This window comes from Actinoallomurus purpureus (genome assembly GCF_024055795.1).
Taxonomy (GTDB): domain Bacteria; phylum Actinomycetota; class Actinomycetes; order Streptosporangiales; family Streptosporangiaceae; genus Actinoallomurus; species Actinoallomurus purpureus.
The window spans coordinates 20441-35616 of record NZ_JAMXMY010000038.1 but is presented as its reverse complement, the minus strand read 5'-3'; the positions used below and the strand labels follow the sequence as shown (position 1 = coordinate 35616).

Sequence of the window (15176 nt, the reverse complement as noted above, 5' to 3'; positions counted from 1 at the left end):
AACAATAGACAAAATGGTTCGGGTCCCCCCCCCCCCCCCCGAACAGGAAGAAGCCGATGAAGTCCTCCTTCAAAACGCTCATCCCCGTTCAACTGGCGGCTGTAGCGCTGGTCGGCGTCGCCGGCGCGAGCACCGCGAACGCCGCGAGCCACCGCACCAGCGTCACGATGCCGACGAACCAGGCGCCCATCGCCGCTACCAGTAAATGCAAGACGCCCCAGCCCAAGAAAGATCTGCATCTGACGCGCGCACAGATCGTCGCGCGCGGTATGACCTGGATCGGCAAGGTCTCGTACTCGCAGATCAAGTGGCACTGCGACAGCAAGGGTTACTACCGGCAGGACTGCTCCGGGTTCGTGTCGATGGCGTGGGGTCTGCACAGCAACACGGAATGGACCAAGACCCTGATCGCCAAGAAGTACAGCTCGCCCATCAAGAACTGGAAGAAGTACATCAAGCAGGGCGACGCGATCACCCGTCTGCCGAAGAGCCAGGCGCACGGTCACGTGGCTCTCGTCCAAAAGCGGACGTCGAAGGGTGTCTGGGTCCTCCAGGAGAACCAGACGGGCACCAAGGCCAACCGGGACTTCAAGTCCTGGAAGGAGCTGGCGGACGGCGGGTACTACGGCATCCGTTACAAGAACGTGAAGTAAGCGACTCAGCATGGCGGGGCTGCCTGGAGCATCCGGGCAGCCCCGCCTTCGTCGACCCGTCCCAACAGGCCACTTGACGGGGTTGTACGAGGTAAGTTCTCTTCCGTGTCTTTGGAGAGTTCCGCCCCGGATCCTCACGACGCGCGTACTGCGGCCGATTTCGTCGCGCAGCTGCGACGGCTCAAGGCATGGTCGGGCCTGACCTACCGTGAGCTGGAGAAAGAAGCGGCGAAGCACGGATACGCCCTACCGCACAGCACGATCGCCTCGGCTCTCAAGCGTGAGTCGCTGCCCCGGGAAGAGCTGGTCAAGGGCTTGGTAACGGCATGCGGCTGTCCCGACGATACGGTCGCGGCGTGGACGGCGGTCCGCCGTGCCCTCGCCGTCGGCGAACATCCCACCCCCCGCTCCGCGGCCGAGCCGGCTCCAGGCGCCGACACCGCGACGCCATTCCCGGCCGAGCCGGTCGATCCCACCGAGGACGCCGTCCGATCCCCCGACGAACCACCGGCGGCTCCTGCCGGCGCCCCGCCGCCCCACCCGATGACGCATCCGCATCGCGGTGAGGGCCTGACCGTCCGCCTGGGTGATCCCCGCGCCCGGTCCCGGCCCGCCAGACGACGTGCGGGGCTGCTGGCCCCCGCCGGCGCGCTCGCCGCGATCCTCCTGGTTGTGTTCGCGGTCAGCGTCTCGTCGCGCGCGATTCCGGAGGAGCCTAAGCGTCCTTCGGTCCCTGCCGCCGCGCCGCCGCTGCCCACGCCCGCCGGCTGGTGGCGATTCGAGGAGACCGGCGGGCGGACCGCGCTGGACTCCTCCGGACACGGCCTGCACCTGCGGATCAGTGGCGACGCCACCCGTACGACGGCCCCGTCCGGCCACGCGCTCAGCCTCGGCGGGAACGGTCACGCGGTCGCCGACCGCCCCGTCATCAACACCAACGCGGCTTTCACGATCACGGCGTGGGTCCTCTTGGCGGAGACCCGGCGCGCCGGCACAGTGATCGCCGCGCACCATACGGGTGACGCGCCCGACGTTGTCCTACTCACCTACGACGCGGAGCACACCGACTGGGCGCTCATGGTCCCCGACCGCGTCAGTTCCTGGGCGAACGGCAACGAGACCGCCTACGGCGGTCGCCGTCCCGTCGCCGGACGGTGGACCCATCTCGCCGCGGTGTTCGATCCCGCCGACCGGCAGCTCTGTCTCTACGTCGACGGCGAACCCGGCTCCTGCCGGAAGCGTACGAAAATGACCCGCGCCGGCGGCCCCCTCGACATCGGCCGGGCCCTGCTGAAAGGCTCGCCGATCGACGGCTGGCAGGGCGCCATCGACGACGTGCGGGTGTTCGCCATGCCCCTGTCTCCGAGACAGGTCCGCCAGGTCGCCGCCCAGCGGACGTGACGCGCCGACCGCTTCGGGAACATCCGAACCGACAACGGAACTCTCGCGCGCCTTTCACGGCCGGGCAACGGATCAACCCATGGTCGAAAGCCGTGTCACCTGCGAATGGCGGCGGCCACCTCACCGGGACGCGAGACCGGCGAGACGCGGCTGGAGCGCAGTTCGACGCCCTGCCACAGCAGAACTCCGTGATCCGGCGGCTGACCGCCCCCGCCTGGATAAAATGCCGAGCGGTCGAGGACGATCCCCCCGGGTCCCGAGTCGAGCACGACCGCTTCCCACTCGCGCAGCGTCTGGTCGGTCAGCTCAAGCCGACGCGTCCGGTGTGTCGTCATGAAGGTCAGCCAAGGATGGAGCCCGGATTGAGACGACGCGCCGTTCGTTGCGCCGCTGCCGCCGTCGTCCTCCTCGCCCTGGCGGGCTGCGGGGGCACGGAGCGCCGGGCGCGGGCGGAGAGCCCGTCCCGCGCGCCGAAGCGGCAGGCCGCACGCGCCCCGGTCGTCATGTTCCTGGGCGACAGCTACACGACGGGCAAGCTCGGGCAGATCCCGGAGCAGACGTACGCCGCCGAGACCGCCCGCCTCCTGGGCTGGCAGCCCATCATCGGCGGCTACCGGCGCACCGGGTTCATCGCCAAAGGACAGATCGGCAAGAACTTCGCGCAGCTGTTCACCGAACAGCTCGCCTGGCGCCCGGCCCCCGACCTGGTGATCGTCTCGGGCGGCCACAACGACCGGAGGTATTCGGCGCAGGCCGTCGGCGAGGCGGCCCGGCAGCTGCTGGGCGGCGTCCACCGGCAGTGGAGCACCGCGCGGCTGCTACTCATCGGCCCCCTGTGGGGCGGCGGCGACCCGCCCAAGGCGGTCACGGCGATCCGGGACGCCATGGGAGAGGTGGCCGCGGAGTCGCAGGTGCCGTTCATCGACCCGCTGGGCGAGCAGTGGATCACCGGGGACCGCGACAAGGGCACCGGCAACGCGCCGCAGTACATCCTGCCCGACGGCACCCACCCCACCACGGCGGGCGCCCGTCACATCGCCGAGCGGCTCGCCGCCGACCTGCGGACGCGGGGACTGGCCAGGCCGTGACGGCCCGGCGGCTCACCAGGGGCCGTACGGACCCGAGGACGAAGAGCCGCCGCGACCGCCGTACGGCCGCACGGCGGGCCGGACGTCGGCGAGGTAGACGGCGGCCGCGATGAAGCCGATGATGGGCAGCATCTGGATGATCGAGACCAACCCGACCGCGCCGGCCAGGCCGAACAGCAGCGCGATGCCGAGGATGATCAGCCACTTCTGCTTGGTGAGCTTTCCCGCGGCCGTGTAGGCCGCCGCCGGCCGTCGTACGGCGTCGATGAACGCCCAGATCTCAACGACGAAGGCGGCGATGGCCACGACCCAGAACACGATGCCGACGAAACTCTGGGCTGGTGCGAGCACGATAAGCCCCCTGTACCGGGGCGGCGTCGTACGAGCGCCGCGCCATCTGTCATCACGTACGGGCCCCAGCGTATGCGTTCCGGCGGGGTCCTGCCGATAGTGAGCGTACGGAGAGACGCCGGGAGCCCGCGCGGACGCGTCCGCCCGGGCTCCCGGTGCGCGCGCCTGCGCGCACGCGAAGGTCAGTTGCCGATCTTCTTGGCGGTGTCCTTGGCGGTGTCCTTGGCGGGGCCCGCGGTCGCCTTGGCCTTGCGGGCCGTCGACTTGACGGAGTCCTCCAGCTGCTGCGTGGCCTTCTGGCGCTCGACCCGGCTCACGATCTTCTTGCCGCGCTCGGCGAGCCCGTCGACGACCTCGGCGGCGCGGCCGCCCACGTGGGTGACGTACGCCAGTGCGGCGCCGCCCAGGTCCTTCGGGTCGGTCCGCTCCTGCAGGCGGTTGATCCGCTCCGGAACCTCGCGGATCTTCTCGACCGCCAGGTCGCCGGCGCCGGCCGCGACATAGAACGCCTTGGAATCGCGCAGTTTCTCGGTGATGTTCGGCATTTCTGGGTCACCCTTCAGTCGATGCTGTGGCTTCGGTGGCGGCTTCCGCGCCGGACTCGCTCTCCCGGCGGAACGACTCGTAGATGTCGAGCAGCACGTGCTTCTGGCGTTCCGACAGTGCCGCGTCCGCCCGGATCGCGGCCTGGACGTCCGTGTCGGTCTCTCGCTCGTCGAGGATCCCTGCTTGCACGTACAGGGCTTCGGCGGAGATGCGCAGACCCTTGGCGATCTGCTGCAGGATCTCCGCGCTCGGCTTGCGCAGCCCACGCTCGATCTGGCTCAGGTACGGGTTGGAAACGCCCGTGACCTCGGCCATCTGGCGCAGCGAGACCTTGGCCCGCTTGCGCTGCTCTCGGATGTACTCCCCGATGGAGCCGACTTTGGAAGTCGCCATGTCTCTACTGTGCGTCGCCGTGCTTGCTATTGCAAGCACAGTTGCAAGCACTTTCCGGTGAGACGAGTCACATCAGTTCACGTTGCGGGCCGGGGCCGCCCAGGTGTTGCAGGCCGCCGTGGTGCCGCGGTTGTAGCCGATCTGGACCCAGCCGCGGTAGTGCGCGTCCGTGCCGTGGTCCCGCTCGTCCTGGGGACGCCCGTTGTCACCGCGCTGGTACGAGTCCCGCAGCGCCATCGCCCACTGCTCGGCCGTGACGGGGAACGTCGAGCGCGCCGAGCCCAGGAACAGTCCGGACAGGCACTGGGCCTGCAGCTCACTTCGCTTGGTGACGGCGTTGCGGGCCAGGGTGCTCGTCGCCTCGGACCGGGCCCGCTGGGTGTAGTCGAGGATGCCGGACATGTCCTGGATCGCGTGACCGTACTCGTGGGCGATCTCCCGGGCGTACGCCACGTTGTAGCGCACGGGCAGCCCGCCGGCCGCCTTCTGGGCGTCGGTGACGCCGATGTACATCGACTGGTTGGTCGGGCAGTAGAACGCGGCGACGCCCGGCGACGGGTAGGTCCCGCACGGACTCTGGCCCGGCGTCGACCAGAAGACCCGCTGCGGCGCCGTGAACCGCATCCCGGCGTGAGCGAAGCCCTGCTGCCACGCCCGATCCAGGCAGTCGGTCGTCCCGTCGAGGAACAGCCGGAACGACTGTGGGTCGCCCTGCGTGATCTGCCGCCCGCGGCAGCCGTCCGACGGCAGCCGCCCGACCTTGTACAGGGGGCTGGTCGCGGCGTTCTGGCCGGCCGCAGGAGGCGCGCTGAGCGGCGGCCGGACCGGCGTGTACGCCGGCCTGCCGACGACCTTGAGGGCCATCGCACCGCCGACCCCGACGATCGCGAGCAGGCCGAGCAAGACGATGGCCCGCACGCCTCCGCCGCCCTTCCGCCGGGGCGGCGGCGTGTACCCGTATCCGGGAACGCCGTAGGGAGGACGACCGTGTCCGGGGCCGTACGGCGGCCGAGGGGGCGGGCCCTGCGGCGGACCGGGCGGCGGGCCGTACCCCTGCGGCGGGCCGTAGCCGGGCGGCGGCCCGTATCCCTGGGGCGGTCTTCCATATCCCTGGGGCGGGCCGTACCCCTGGCCGTGTCCCTGGGGCGGGGGTCCCCATGAGCCGGGTCCAGCCATCATTCTTCTCCTGTCATTCAACGTCCGAGGGGGATGCCGTCCACGTGTTGCAGGACGACAGGACGCGCTGCGTGTAGCCGCGGGCCAGCCAGCCCGCGTAGTGGGCTCCAGTGCCGTGGTCGCGTTGGTCGGCGGGCTCGTCCTCGTCGCCGCGCGCCCGCGCGTCGGCCAGCACCGCCCGGTACTGGGCGGCCGTCATCGGGAGGCTGTCGCGCTCGGCCGACAGGAACGCGCCGGCAAGGCACTGCGCCTGCAGCTCGATGCGGCGGCTCGCCTCATTGCGGGCGGCCGTGGCCGCGTCGACCATCAGCCGGTGCCCGTACTCGAGGATTCCCGCGTCCTCCTGCACATGGTGGCCGTACTCATGCGCGATCACCCGCGCGTACACCGCGTAGTGCGAGACCGGCTCGCCGTCCGCCGTCTCCACGACGTCGCCGAGGCCGACGTACATCGTGTCGTTGGCCGGGCAGTAGAACGCGGCCGCGCCGGGGGCCGGGTACGAGCCGCACGGGCTCGTTCCCGACTCGCTCCAGAAGACCCGGTGCGGCGCGGCGAACCCCGGCAGCGCCGCCTTGGCGAACTGCCGCCGCCACGCCTCGTCCAGGCAGTCCGACAGCCGGTCGAGGAAGACCCGCATCGACTCGTCGTCGTGCTCCCGGATCGCCGGGAGGGCGCAGCCGACCGGGTCGAGCGCGCCGCTGTCGTACAGCGGGCCGGAGACCGCGGCCTGCCGGCTGCCCGCGTGTGGGGGGCCTTCGGCGGTGCCGAGGCTCGGTGCCGACCGGTCCGGCCCGGCCAGTGAGTAGGCGACGATCGCCACCGCGCACAGTCCGGCGAAACCGCCGAGCGCGCCGACGATGGTGCCGGCCGTGCTCCGCCGCCGGGGCGGGCGGCGCGGCGGCAGGTAGCCGAGGTCCCGCGCGGGCCGGCGCCACTGCCGGGACGGCGGGCCTTGCGGCTCCGGGCCGTCCGGCGGGCGTCGCCGATAGGGACCTACCACTGCTGTCCGTTCCTCCCCTGGGACCGGCCACGCCGGCTCCACGCGGGAGGGGCGACCGCGACGAGAATCATCCCATACAGGCGGAAACGGCGATCACTCGTCGGGCATCGACCTCGCATACCCGCCCAAGATCGTCACCGCCACAGGTCACGCCCGGCCGACGGTTCACCGGTACGCTGTGCGCCCATGCTGGTTCGCACGCGGCTGCTGATCGCCCCCCTCATCGCCGCCGGGCTTCTCACCTGCGCGGTCTCCGCGTCGGCGGCCTCGGGGCAGGTCGTCAAGGACACCGTCGCGATCACGGTGGCGCCGGACGGGACCCTCCGGGTCAAGGAGACGGTCAGCTACGAGGGGAACGCTCCCGCGCGGACCCTCATCCGCCGCAAGCACCTCGACGACCGCCAGGACCGCCGGTTCGACGTCGGCGACGTCCAGGGCGCCACCCTGAAGAACCAGGGCGACCACGCCGTCCTCCAGGTCGCCGGTGGCGGCGCCGCCGGCCGGCACACGGCCCAGCTCTCCTACACGGTGAAGGGCGCGATCACCGCGCTGCGCGGCGGCGAGCAGCTGAACTGGACCGCCGCCGGCGGCTGGCACGTCCCCGTCACACAGACCCGGGTGACCGTCGAGTCCAGCGCCGTCGTCCAGAACCTCAACTGCTTCGCCGGCGAGCAGGAGGGCACCGTCGGCTGCACGCAGTTCTTCACGAACCACACCCATACGTTGGCGGACTTCCGGCAGGAGGATCTCCAGCCCGGCGACTACGTGACGGTCATGATCGGGTATCCGACCGGCACGACCACCGGCAAGCCGATCGTCGAGCAGCGGCACACCGTGGCCACCGCCTTCACCGTCAATGGGGTCACCGGCGGCACCCTCCTCGGCCTGCTCGCCCTGCTGCTCGGCGGGGTCTCCCTCCTGTACGTCACCCGGGGCAGGGACGCGCGCATCGTCAACAAGAAGGCCGCCGAGGGGGACCACGCCCCCGTCGACTCCACCGGGTTCGCCCCGCCGCACGGAGTGCGGCCGGGCCAGATCGGCACGCTCATCGACGAGCAGGCCGATGTCGTCGACGTCACCGCGACCATCATCGACCTCGCCGTCCGCGGGTACCTCCTCATCGAGGAGCTGCCCCGCGAGACGTACGGCCGCATCGACTGGCAGCTGCGCCGCATGGAACGCCCGGCGGACGACCTGCTGCCGTACGAACGGATCCTGTACGACGCCCTGTTCACCGGCCGCGACGTCGTCGCACTGTCCGAGCTCGGCGGCACCTTCGCCGAACAGCTCGCGGCGGTGCGCAAGGCCCTGTACGAGGACGTCGTCCGGCAGGGCTGGTTCACCCGCCGGCCCGACTCCGAGCGCACCCGCTGGACCACCATCGGCATGGTCCTGGCCGGTCTCGGGGTCTTCGGAACGATCGCGCTGGCCGTTTACACGAACCTCGCCCTGATCGGCCTGGCGGTGATCATCGCCGGTGCGGCGCTGGCCGTCGGCGGTCAGTACATGCCGGCCAAGACCGCGCGCGGCGCGACCGTGCTGGCGCACACGCTCGGCTTCCGGGCGCACCTGTTCCGCGGCGAGGTCCCGGACGCGCCCGCGGGTCACCGGCTGGCGTTGTTCTCGCACTACCTGCCGTACGCGGTCGTCTTCGACGTGGTCCAGCGCTGGGCGCAGACGGTCGCCGACGTCGGCGTGGGCAACAGCGGCCCCTCGGACAACCTCTACTGGTACGAGGGGCCCGCCGAGTGGGACCTGTCGAACTTCGCCGAGTCGATGCGCAGCTTCACTCTCGCCACCTCCGGCGCGATCTCCGCCTCCCGGCAGTTCCGCAGCCTGTCCTAAAAACCGACCGCGCGGATCTCGCCGACGACGGCGTCGCCGCCGTGCAGCGGCACGGTGGCCAGCTCGTCGGGGACCGCGGCGCCGAGGGCGCGGAGGGTCGCCACGGTCACCGGCGTCCGGGCGCGCATCGCCCCATCGTCGATCTTGATGGCGCCCGCACGCCCGTCCGCGAGCGCGAACGCGTCGACGCCCTCGGCGCCGCACTTGACCAGCAGGCCCGGCACGGCGTTCATCAGCCGGCGCTCGTCGCGGTCGGTGCCCGAGGTCCACTCGGGGTGGGCGCGCATCGCGTCGGCGAGACGCCGCTCGGGGGTGCCGGGCTCGGCGGTCACGATCGCGCGCAGCGCCCGAGCCACCCCGGTCAGCGAGACGGCGAACAGCGGCGCGCCGCACCCGTCCACGCCCGTCGCCGCGACCCGCTCGCCGGTGAGGTCCTCGACCGTCACGCGCACGGCGAGCTGCAGCGGGTGGTCGAACTCCAGGTACGACTCCGTCGGCCAGCCGTTGATGACGCAGGTGGCGAGCATGGCGGCGTGCTTGCCGGAGCAGTTCATCCGCAGCCGCGACCTCTCGGACCGTACGGCGACCTCCAGGTCCAGCGGCCACTGGGGCGGGCAGCGGAGGGCGTCCGGGGTGAGCCCCGCGTCGGCGAGGATCTTGCGGGCGCCCTCCACGTGGAAGTCCTCGCCGGAGTGGCTGGCCGACGACAGCGCGAGGAGCTCTCCCTCGAGGGCGAGCCCGCTGCGCGCCATCGCCACCGCCTGTATCGGCTTGTTGGCCGACCGGGGGAAGACCAGGTCGTCCGGGGACCCGATGCGCACGGCCGGGGAGCCGTCGGCGGCGAGCGCGGCCACCGAGCCGCGGTGGCGCGACTCCACGAATCCGGAACGTTCCACTTCGACGAGGACGGGATGCATCTTCTCTCTTCGGGGGGTCGACGGTCGGCTACTGGCGGTCCTTCACGCCCAGGAACGACCGCGCCTCATCCGGCGGCATCGGGTCACGCTGGGCGATCCGCGCCAAGGTCGCCGCACGCTCCACGAGCTGGGCGTTGGCCGTCACCGGCCGCCCCTTGGCGTAGCTCAGCGTATCCTCCATGCCCACCCGCAGATGACCCCCGGCCGCCAGGGCGGCGTACATCACCGGCAGGCTCGTCCGGCCGATCCCGGTCGCCGACCAGGTGGCCCCCGAGGGAAGCGCCTCGACGGCGGCGACCAGGGTCCGGGCGTCGCCCGGCATGCCGCCCGGCACGCCCATGACCAGGTCGCAGTGCACGTGCCCCCCGTACGGCGGGCCGTACTTGTCCAGCAGCCGGTGCAGGGACGCGATGTGACCGAGGTCGAACAGCTCGAACTCGGGCACGATCTCCCGCTCCTGCGTGCGCCGGTACAGCTCGGTCATGAACGGCCACGGGTTCATGAAGACCTCGTCGCCGAAGTTCACCGTGCCGCACGTCAGCGAACAGGCGTCCGGCTCGGCGTCGAGCACCCGCAGCCGATGCTCGTACGGGTCGGTGACCGCGCCGCCGGTGGACAACTGCACGATGAGGTTCGTGCTCGCGCGCAGGGCGGCGACCGTGTCGCGCAGGCGCGCGAGGTCGAGCGTCGGCCGGGCCTCGGCGTCGCGGATGTGGACGTGGACGACGGCGGCCCCGGCGGCCTCGCACTCCTTGGCCGTCTGGACGAGCTCGTCGAGCGTGACGGGCAGCGCCGGGACGTCGGCCTTGTCGGCCTCCGCCCCGGTCGGCGCAACTGTTATCAGCGTTCTGGCCATGGACAGCATGATTTCAAGTAGATGGCCGATTTGGCGAGAAGATCTTCAGCAAAATACTCCCGTTCTCCCCTGCCACGCGGCGTACGGCAGAATGCGGTGGCGTGCGAGCCGTCGTCCAGCGAGTGAGTCAGGCCGGCGTGACCGTCGAAGGTCGCGTCGTGGGCGCCATCGAGGGACCGGGCCTGCTGGCCCTCGTCGGCGTGACCCACGACGACACCCAGGAGCGGGCGAGGAGACTCGCGGCCAAGCTCTGGGGACTTCGGGTCTTCGACGGCGCGGAGGACGGCGCGCCCGAGAAGTCCTGCTCCGACCTCGGCGCGCCACTGCTCGTGATCAGCCAGTTCACCCTCTACGGCGACACGCGTAAGGGCCGCCGGCCGTCCTGGATCGCGGCCGCCCCCGGCCCCGTCGCCGAGCCCCTCGTCGAGGAGGTCGTCGCGGAGCTGCGCCGCCTCGGCGCCCACGTGGAGACGGGCGTCTTCGGCGCCGACATGAAGGTGACCCTGACCAACGACGGCCCGATCACCCTCATCGTGGAGACCTAAGTGCTCAGGCCGAGCACGGCGGCGACGACCGTGACGATCATGCCCGCCGTGGCGAGGGCCAGCACGTTGCGGTCGTTGTCCGCCAGGCGGGCGCGGACGTTCGGAGAGTAGACGACGACCCCGGTGTCGCGGTTCGGGTCGGGCACGGCCTCCCGCCGGAACGGATTGGGCAGCCGGACCGCGCCCCACAGGGCATCGTTCTTGACCTGCTGGTGCGCGGAGGAGCAGGCGAACAGCCGCCCGCGGACCGGCTCGTGGCAGGCGAACCCCTGCCGGGTCATCACCCGGCAGACCGTCGGCACGAGCGAGAACTCATACAGGCACCAGCCCAGCAGCGCGATGAGTGCCAGCCGCCACGACGTCATCAGCACGGCGGCCACCAGCAGCACGCCGAAGCCGCCCCACCAGACGTAGCCGGGCTCGCGCACCCGCCGCCGCCGTCGCCCCATGTTCTCTTTCCTCGTCGAGGTCTCGTCCGACGGAGAAAACCCTCCCATGAGCGCCGCCCATCATGATCCGGTTCCTGGCGATTAACGGACTATCGACGTCGAAGATCGATTTTGGCGTTGGCTCCGGTGTCCGGAGGCACGATGACCTCCTGCGTGGCCGCCACCCCATCGGCCAGCAACGGCTCGTCGACCGGGACGTTGCGCTTGATCAGGCCGAGGGCGACCGGGCCCAGCTCGTAATGGCGGGCCGCGGAGCCGACGAACCCGATCGTGCGGCCGCCGGCCTCGATCGGCCCTCCGTGCGCGGGCAGCCGGTCGACGCTCCCGTCGAGGTGCAGGAACACCAGTCGCCGGGGCGGACGGCCGAGGTTCTGGACCCGCGCGACCGTCTCCTGGCCGCGGTAGCAGCCCTTGTTCAGGTGCACGGCGACGTCGATCCAGCCGACCTCGTGCGGGATGGTCCGGTGATCCGTGTCGAGCCCGAACCGCGGCCGGTGCGCGGCGATGCGCAGCGCCTCGTACGCCCACAGGCCCGCCGGACGCGCCTGCCAGTCGCGGTCCAGCTCCTTGCGGGGCACGATGAGGCCGTCGGTCGTCACCAGGGCGCCCGCGGGCGGCTCGGCGCCCGTGAGCGTGACGACCGCGTACGACTCGGACTCGTCGGTGACCTCGACGCGCAGCATGAACCGCATCGAGTCGAGGAAGCGCGCGAGCTCCGGCGCGGTGCCCGGCTCGACGTGCGCCCAGACCGCCTCGCCGTCGTCGACGAGGGCGAGATGGTGCTCGACGTGGCCGTGCGGGCTGAGCAGCAGGGCCTCGGTCGGCGTGTACGGCGACAGGTCCTGCAGGTGCTGGCTGGTGAGGCTGTGCAGGAAGCGCAGGCGGTCGGCCCCGGCCACCCGCACGACCCCGCGGTTGCTCCGGTCCACCACCGCCGCCCCCGACACGAGGGCGCGCTGCTCGGCGAACGGCTCGCCGTAGTGCGCGGCGACCCCGTCGTCCGGCGAATCGGCCGATACGGCTCCGGGCGTGCTCAGCAGCGGACTGTCCATGACCGCAAGCCTACGTTGTCCGGCAGTCGCGGCAGCGGCCGTACACCGTGAGGTGCTGGACGTCCGTCTCGAAGCCGTGCTCCTGCTCCAGGACGTCCACCAGCCCCTTCGCGACGGTCGGAGTGACGTCGTACACCTCGCCGCACCCCCGGCAGACGAGATGGACGTGGTCCGCCTCGGTGGCGAGATGGTAGGTCGGCGGCTTGTGCCCCAGATGGGTGTGCTTGACCAGCCCGAGCTGCTCGAGAAGCTCCAGGGTCCGGTAGATCGTGGAGATGTTGACGCCGCGCGCGGTCCGCTGCACCTGAGTGCAGATCTCCTCGGGAGTCGCGTGCCGCAGCGCGGTGACCGCCTCCAGCACGAGCTGGCGCTGCGGGGTCACGCGATAGCCCCGCGCCCTCAGCTCCTCGTGCCATGGTTCCGCCACGAACCGAGTTTATGTCCCCGCCGGGCGTCCTGCCGGGCCTCTCGCCGACCGGCGTGCGAAGACCGCCGAAAATCCCCTTGCCATCGTCTCGACCGCTGATCTAACGTTCGGGCTAAGCGTGAAAGGAGGTGGTCCGGAAGTATGCATAGTACGAGGACTCGTGAGGTGGCTGTCCGCTAGCCGCCGTCCCGCCTCAGCCCCGCCCCGACGCGGGTGAGGCGACCGGTCGAGGACACGGCCGGCGAATACCAGGCAGACACCCGACCCCCGGGCCGGTCGACCCAGTCCTGTCGACCCCTGCAGCAGCAGGTGCAGCCCGGGGGTTGTCCTATTTCCTCTGAATTTCTCCGATCGATCCGCAGACGTGTGGCCACGCATATCGGATCATCGTTTGGGCACGGGCCCCTAGGGCCTGTCTGGCAGGATGATGATCGTTCTGATAGTTTCCAGTCGACCGTGACACCGCCCGAGGAGGTGAGACCCATGAACGCTGTATCCACGTGGGTGCTCCCCCTTGCCGTCACGGCCGGCGATTGACGTAGGTGTCGCCGGGAGCGCCTCGACAACAAGGCACTCCCGAAAGGCAACACCCATGCACTCTCTGCAGTTCACCGCCGAGTCGTCGTCCAACGGCATCCTCGAACGCGACTTCACCGTGGCCGGCGTCCCCGGCGTCCTCTGGTCACCGGCCTCCAACGCGGCCGATCGCGCACCCCTGATCCTGATGGCCCACGGCGGCGGCAACCACAAGAAGCACCCGGCGATGTCCGGCCGCGCCCAGCGCCTCGTGACCGGCTGCGGCTTCCACGTCGCCGTCATCGACGCGCCCGGTCACGGCGACCGGCCGCGCACGGCGCACGACGAGGCGGAAACCGCCGAGCTGTTCCGGGCGAGGGCGGCGGGCGAGCCCGAAGGCCCGATCGTCGTGCGCTACAACGACCACCTGGCGGAGCTCGCCGTGCCCGAGTACCAGGCGACCCTGGACGCCCTCCAGGAACTCCCGGAGATCGGCACCGGCGGGCTGGTCGGCTTCTGGGGCATCAACATGGGCACCGCGATCGGCGTGCCGTTCGTGGCGATCGAACCCAGGATCACCGCCGCGGTCTTCGGTCAGCACTGGCCCGATGTCCTGGCCGAGAAGGCGAAGCAGATCACCATCCCGATCGAGTTCGACATGCAGTGGGACGACGAGCACATCTCGCGCGAGGAGGGCCTCGCGCTGTTCGACGCCTTCGCCTCGAAGGAGAAGTCGTTGCACGTGAACTCGGGCAAGCACAAAGAACTGCCCCGGTTCGAGGTCGACAGCACGGTCCGGTTCTTCGCCCGGCACTTCGGCGGAGCGGTCACCGCATCGGCCTGACGTGCGCGGTTGCGGCGTCCGGCTTGCCAGCCGGACGCCCCCACCGCGGTGGTGGCCACGCTGGAGCGCACTCCGAAGAATGCCACGCACTGGTCACGGGCATCGATGGCGGCCGAGAGCGGGCCCCACCTACTCCTCCTGGTTGAACCAGGTGGAGCGCTGGTTCGGCCTGCTCACCGAACAACGCCTCGCCTCATATCTTGAACGAATTCCCGGCACAGGACACTAGACGATTGATTCCAAGGGATTCTCGGTGTCGGTAGGCGGTGCTTTGGGCACCGATGGGAGCCGGTGCGGCCCATCACAGCCGCGCCTCGGCCGTCTCGTTCCGGCGTTTCTACTGAGGCGATAAATATCTCGCCTCAGTAGAAACCTCAGAGAAGACACCCACGCCTTCCTCGCGCGATTCGCCCGGAATGCGGGGCCACGCTGGAGTTCCGCCACGGTATGGGCACCGGCTTGACCGACGGATGGCACTCATGAACGCGGGCGACAACGACCGGCTTCCCCTCCACTGTCCCAGGACCCCCGGCTCCGGGCGACCGCCGCACCGCTCAGGAGACGCGTTTCAGCTGGGCCGACAGGTGCGACTGCAGGCTCTGCCCCTCGGCCGCCATGTCGTACGCGTAACCGAGGTCCTCACCGATCAGCCCGTACAGCCGCTTGCCGGCGGTGTACTCCTTGGCGGTCTCGGTGCGCGCCACGATGTCCGTGGCCAACTCCACCCGGTTGAACGCCGCCTGGCCGACGTAGATCTCGACGATGCCCGTCGGGTGCGCGAGCACCACCTCGACCCTCCCCTCGGGCTGGACCCGCCAGTAACCGCTCTCCCGCGCGAGGGGAGCCGCGAGGTTGCCCTCATCGTCCAAGCGCCATGTACGGCTCGTGTAGATCAGGTACGGCTTGCCGACATGACTGAAGGAGATCTCCTGTCCGAAGCGGAAGCTCTCGATGGTCGGGTAGCCACCGACCCCCGCCCCCTCCCAGTCTCCGAGGAGGAACGCCAACGGCTCGAGGTCGGGATGCAGCTCAGGTTCCATGTTCGGCCAGCGTAGTGGCCACTGCCCGGCCGGCGACACCGAGTCACCGGAGACCGGTTCACCCGAATGATCCCCCG

18 protein-coding genes are annotated in these 15176 nt (G+C 70.7%); 6 read left to right on the top strand and 12 right to left on the bottom strand.

What is annotated here, in order from left to right:
- The first annotated feature begins 56 nt into the window (after positions 1-56).
- Positions 57-653, top strand: a complete 597-nt coding sequence (locus NE236_RS41840) for a hypothetical protein (RefSeq protein ID WP_252847880.1) — start codon at positions 57-59, stop codon at positions 651-653.
- A gap of 105 nt (positions 654-758) precedes the next feature.
- A complete protein-coding gene (locus NE236_RS41835; RefSeq protein WP_252847879.1) occupies positions 759-2054 on the top strand; it encodes a LamG domain-containing protein in 1296 nt (431 codons plus the stop codon).
- Positions 2055-2149: 95 nt separating this feature from the next.
- Here NE236_RS41835 and NE236_RS41830 read toward each other — a convergent pair whose 3' ends face one another.
- A complete protein-coding gene (locus tag NE236_RS41830; protein WP_252847878.1) occupies positions 2150-2389 on the bottom strand; it encodes an alanyl-tRNA editing protein in 240 nt (79 codons plus the stop codon).
- 27 nt (positions 2390-2416) lie between these two features.
- On the opposite strand from NE236_RS41830, the gene NE236_RS41825 reads away from it, so the two are divergent.
- Positions 2417-3142: an SGNH/GDSL hydrolase family protein gene (locus NE236_RS41825; protein WP_252847877.1), complete on the top strand. Its 726-nt coding sequence runs from the start codon at positions 2417-2419 to the stop codon at positions 3140-3142.
- Between the two features lie 12 nt (positions 3143-3154).
- On the opposite strand, the gene NE236_RS41820 is transcribed toward NE236_RS41825, so the two are convergent.
- The 5 genes from NE236_RS41820 to NE236_RS41800 all read right to left on the bottom strand — a co-directional run bounded on the left by NE236_RS41820 (position 3155) and on the right by NE236_RS41800 (position 6608).
- Positions 3155-3493 (bottom strand): DUF2516 family protein, encoded by a 339-nt coding sequence (locus tag NE236_RS41820; protein ID WP_252847876.1) that lies wholly within the window; start codon positions 3491-3493, stop codon positions 3155-3157.
- A 182-nt stretch (positions 3494-3675) separates the two neighbouring features.
- Positions 3676-4038: a hypothetical protein gene (locus tag NE236_RS41815; protein ID WP_252847875.1), complete on the bottom strand. Its 363-nt coding sequence runs from the start codon at positions 4036-4038 to the stop codon at positions 3676-3678.
- A gap of 7 nt (positions 4039-4045) precedes the next feature.
- Complete coding sequence (locus NE236_RS41810; RefSeq protein ID WP_252847874.1) at positions 4046-4432, bottom strand: helix-turn-helix domain-containing protein; 387 nt, start codon at positions 4430-4432, stop codon at positions 4046-4048.
- A 72-nt stretch (positions 4433-4504) separates the two neighbouring features.
- Positions 4505-5611 (bottom strand): neutral zinc metallopeptidase, encoded by a 1107-nt coding sequence (locus tag NE236_RS41805; RefSeq protein WP_252847873.1) that lies wholly within the window; start codon positions 5609-5611, stop codon positions 4505-4507.
- A gap of 10 nt (positions 5612-5621) precedes the next feature.
- Positions 5622-6608, bottom strand: coding sequence for a neutral zinc metallopeptidase (locus NE236_RS41800; RefSeq protein WP_252847872.1), 987 nt, complete (start codon positions 6606-6608; stop codon positions 5622-5624).
- 186 nt (positions 6609-6794) lie between these two features.
- Between NE236_RS41800 and NE236_RS41795 the strand changes: the two genes are divergently transcribed.
- Positions 6795-8453 (top strand): DUF2207 domain-containing protein, encoded by a 1659-nt coding sequence (locus NE236_RS41795; RefSeq protein ID WP_252847871.1) that lies wholly within the window; start codon positions 6795-6797, stop codon positions 8451-8453.
- Here NE236_RS41795 and NE236_RS41790 read toward each other — a convergent pair.
- Positions 8450-9370 (bottom strand): asparaginase, encoded by a 921-nt coding sequence (locus NE236_RS41790; protein ID WP_252847870.1) that lies wholly within the window; start codon positions 9368-9370, stop codon positions 8450-8452. The two genes, NE236_RS41795 and NE236_RS41790, sit on opposite strands and share 4 nt — an antisense overlap.
- A gap of 28 nt (positions 9371-9398) precedes the next feature.
- Positions 9399-10226, bottom strand: coding sequence for a beta-keto acid cleavage family enzyme (locus NE236_RS41785; protein ID WP_252847869.1), 828 nt, complete (start codon positions 10224-10226; stop codon positions 9399-9401).
- Positions 10227-10327: 101 nt separating this feature from the next.
- On the opposite strand from NE236_RS41785, the gene dtd reads away from it, so the two are divergent.
- A complete protein-coding gene (dtd, locus tag NE236_RS41780; protein ID WP_252847868.1) occupies positions 10328-10771 on the top strand; it encodes a D-aminoacyl-tRNA deacylase in 444 nt (147 codons plus the stop codon).
- Here dtd and NE236_RS41775 read toward each other — a convergent pair.
- The 3 genes from NE236_RS41775 to NE236_RS41765 all read right to left on the bottom strand — a co-directional run bounded on the left by NE236_RS41775 (position 10768) and on the right by NE236_RS41765 (position 12699).
- Positions 10768-11220, bottom strand: a complete 453-nt coding sequence (locus tag NE236_RS41775) for a hypothetical protein (RefSeq protein WP_252847867.1) — start codon at positions 11218-11220, stop codon at positions 10768-10770. The two genes, dtd and NE236_RS41775, sit on opposite strands and share 4 nt — an antisense overlap.
- A gap of 89 nt (positions 11221-11309) precedes the next feature.
- On the bottom strand, positions 11310-12272 hold the full coding sequence (gene ygfZ, locus NE236_RS41770) for a CAF17-like 4Fe-4S cluster assembly/insertion protein YgfZ (protein WP_252847866.1): 963 nt from the start codon (positions 12270-12272) through the stop codon (positions 11310-11312).
- A 10-nt stretch (positions 12273-12282) separates the two neighbouring features.
- Positions 12283-12699 carry a Fur family transcriptional regulator gene (locus NE236_RS41765; protein WP_252847865.1) on the bottom strand — a complete coding sequence of 139 codons (417 nt, stop codon included), beginning with the start codon at positions 12697-12699 and terminating at the stop codon, positions 12283-12285.
- A gap of 592 nt (positions 12700-13291) precedes the next feature.
- Between NE236_RS41765 and NE236_RS41760 the strand changes: the two genes are divergently transcribed.
- The gene (locus NE236_RS41760; protein WP_252847864.1) at positions 13292-14059 is read left to right on the top strand and encodes an alpha/beta hydrolase family protein; all 768 of its coding nucleotides are present in this window, start codon (positions 13292-13294) and stop codon (positions 14057-14059) included.
- Between the two features lie 554 nt (positions 14060-14613).
- On the opposite strand, the gene NE236_RS41755 is transcribed toward NE236_RS41760, so the two are convergent.
- Positions 14614-15099 carry a heme-binding beta-barrel domain-containing protein gene (locus tag NE236_RS41755; RefSeq protein WP_252847863.1) on the bottom strand — a complete coding sequence of 162 codons (486 nt, stop codon included), beginning with the start codon at positions 15097-15099 and terminating at the stop codon, positions 14614-14616.
- Between the last annotated feature and the right edge of the window lie 77 nt (positions 15100-15176).

Excerpts from the sequence above, each read along its gene's own strand:
- NE236_RS41775 (WP_252847867.1), bottom strand. The coding sequence starts at position 11,220 with ATGGGGCGACGGCGGCGGCGGGTGCGCGAGCCCGGCTACGTCTGGTGG.
- NE236_RS41760 (WP_252847864.1), top strand. The coding sequence starts at position 13,292 with ATGCACTCTCTGCAGTTCACCGCCGAGTCGTCGTCCAACGGCATCCTC.
- NE236_RS41805 (WP_252847873.1), bottom strand. The coding sequence starts at position 5,611 with ATGATGGCTGGACCCGGCTCATGGGGACCCCCGCCCCAGGGACACGGC.
- NE236_RS41840 (WP_252847880.1), top strand. The coding sequence starts at position 57 with ATGAAGTCCTCCTTCAAAACGCTCATCCCCGTTCAACTGGCGGCTGTA.
- NE236_RS41810 (WP_252847874.1), bottom strand. The coding sequence starts at position 4,432 with ATGGCGACTTCCAAAGTCGGCTCCATCGGGGAGTACATCCGAGAGCAG.
- NE236_RS41790 (WP_252847870.1), bottom strand. The coding sequence starts at position 9,370 with ATGCATCCCGTCCTCGTCGAAGTGGAACGTTCCGGATTCGTGGAGTCG.
- NE236_RS41815 (WP_252847875.1), bottom strand. The coding sequence starts at position 4,038 with ATGCCGAACATCACCGAGAAACTGCGCGATTCCAAGGCGTTCTATGTC.
- NE236_RS41795 (WP_252847871.1), top strand. The coding sequence starts at position 6,795 with ATGCTGGTTCGCACGCGGCTGCTGATCGCCCCCCTCATCGCCGCCGGG.
- ygfZ (WP_252847866.1), bottom strand. The coding sequence starts at position 12,272 with ATGGACAGTCCGCTGCTGAGCACGCCCGGAGCCGTATCGGCCGATTCG.
- NE236_RS41755 (WP_252847863.1), bottom strand. The coding sequence starts at position 15,099 with ATGGAACCTGAGCTGCATCCCGACCTCGAGCCGTTGGCGTTCCTCCTC.
- NE236_RS41785 (WP_252847869.1), bottom strand. The coding sequence starts at position 10,226 with ATGGCCAGAACGCTGATAACAGTTGCGCCGACCGGGGCGGAGGCCGAC.
- NE236_RS41830 (WP_252847878.1), bottom strand. The coding sequence starts at position 2,389 with ATGACGACACACCGGACGCGTCGGCTTGAGCTGACCGACCAGACGCTG.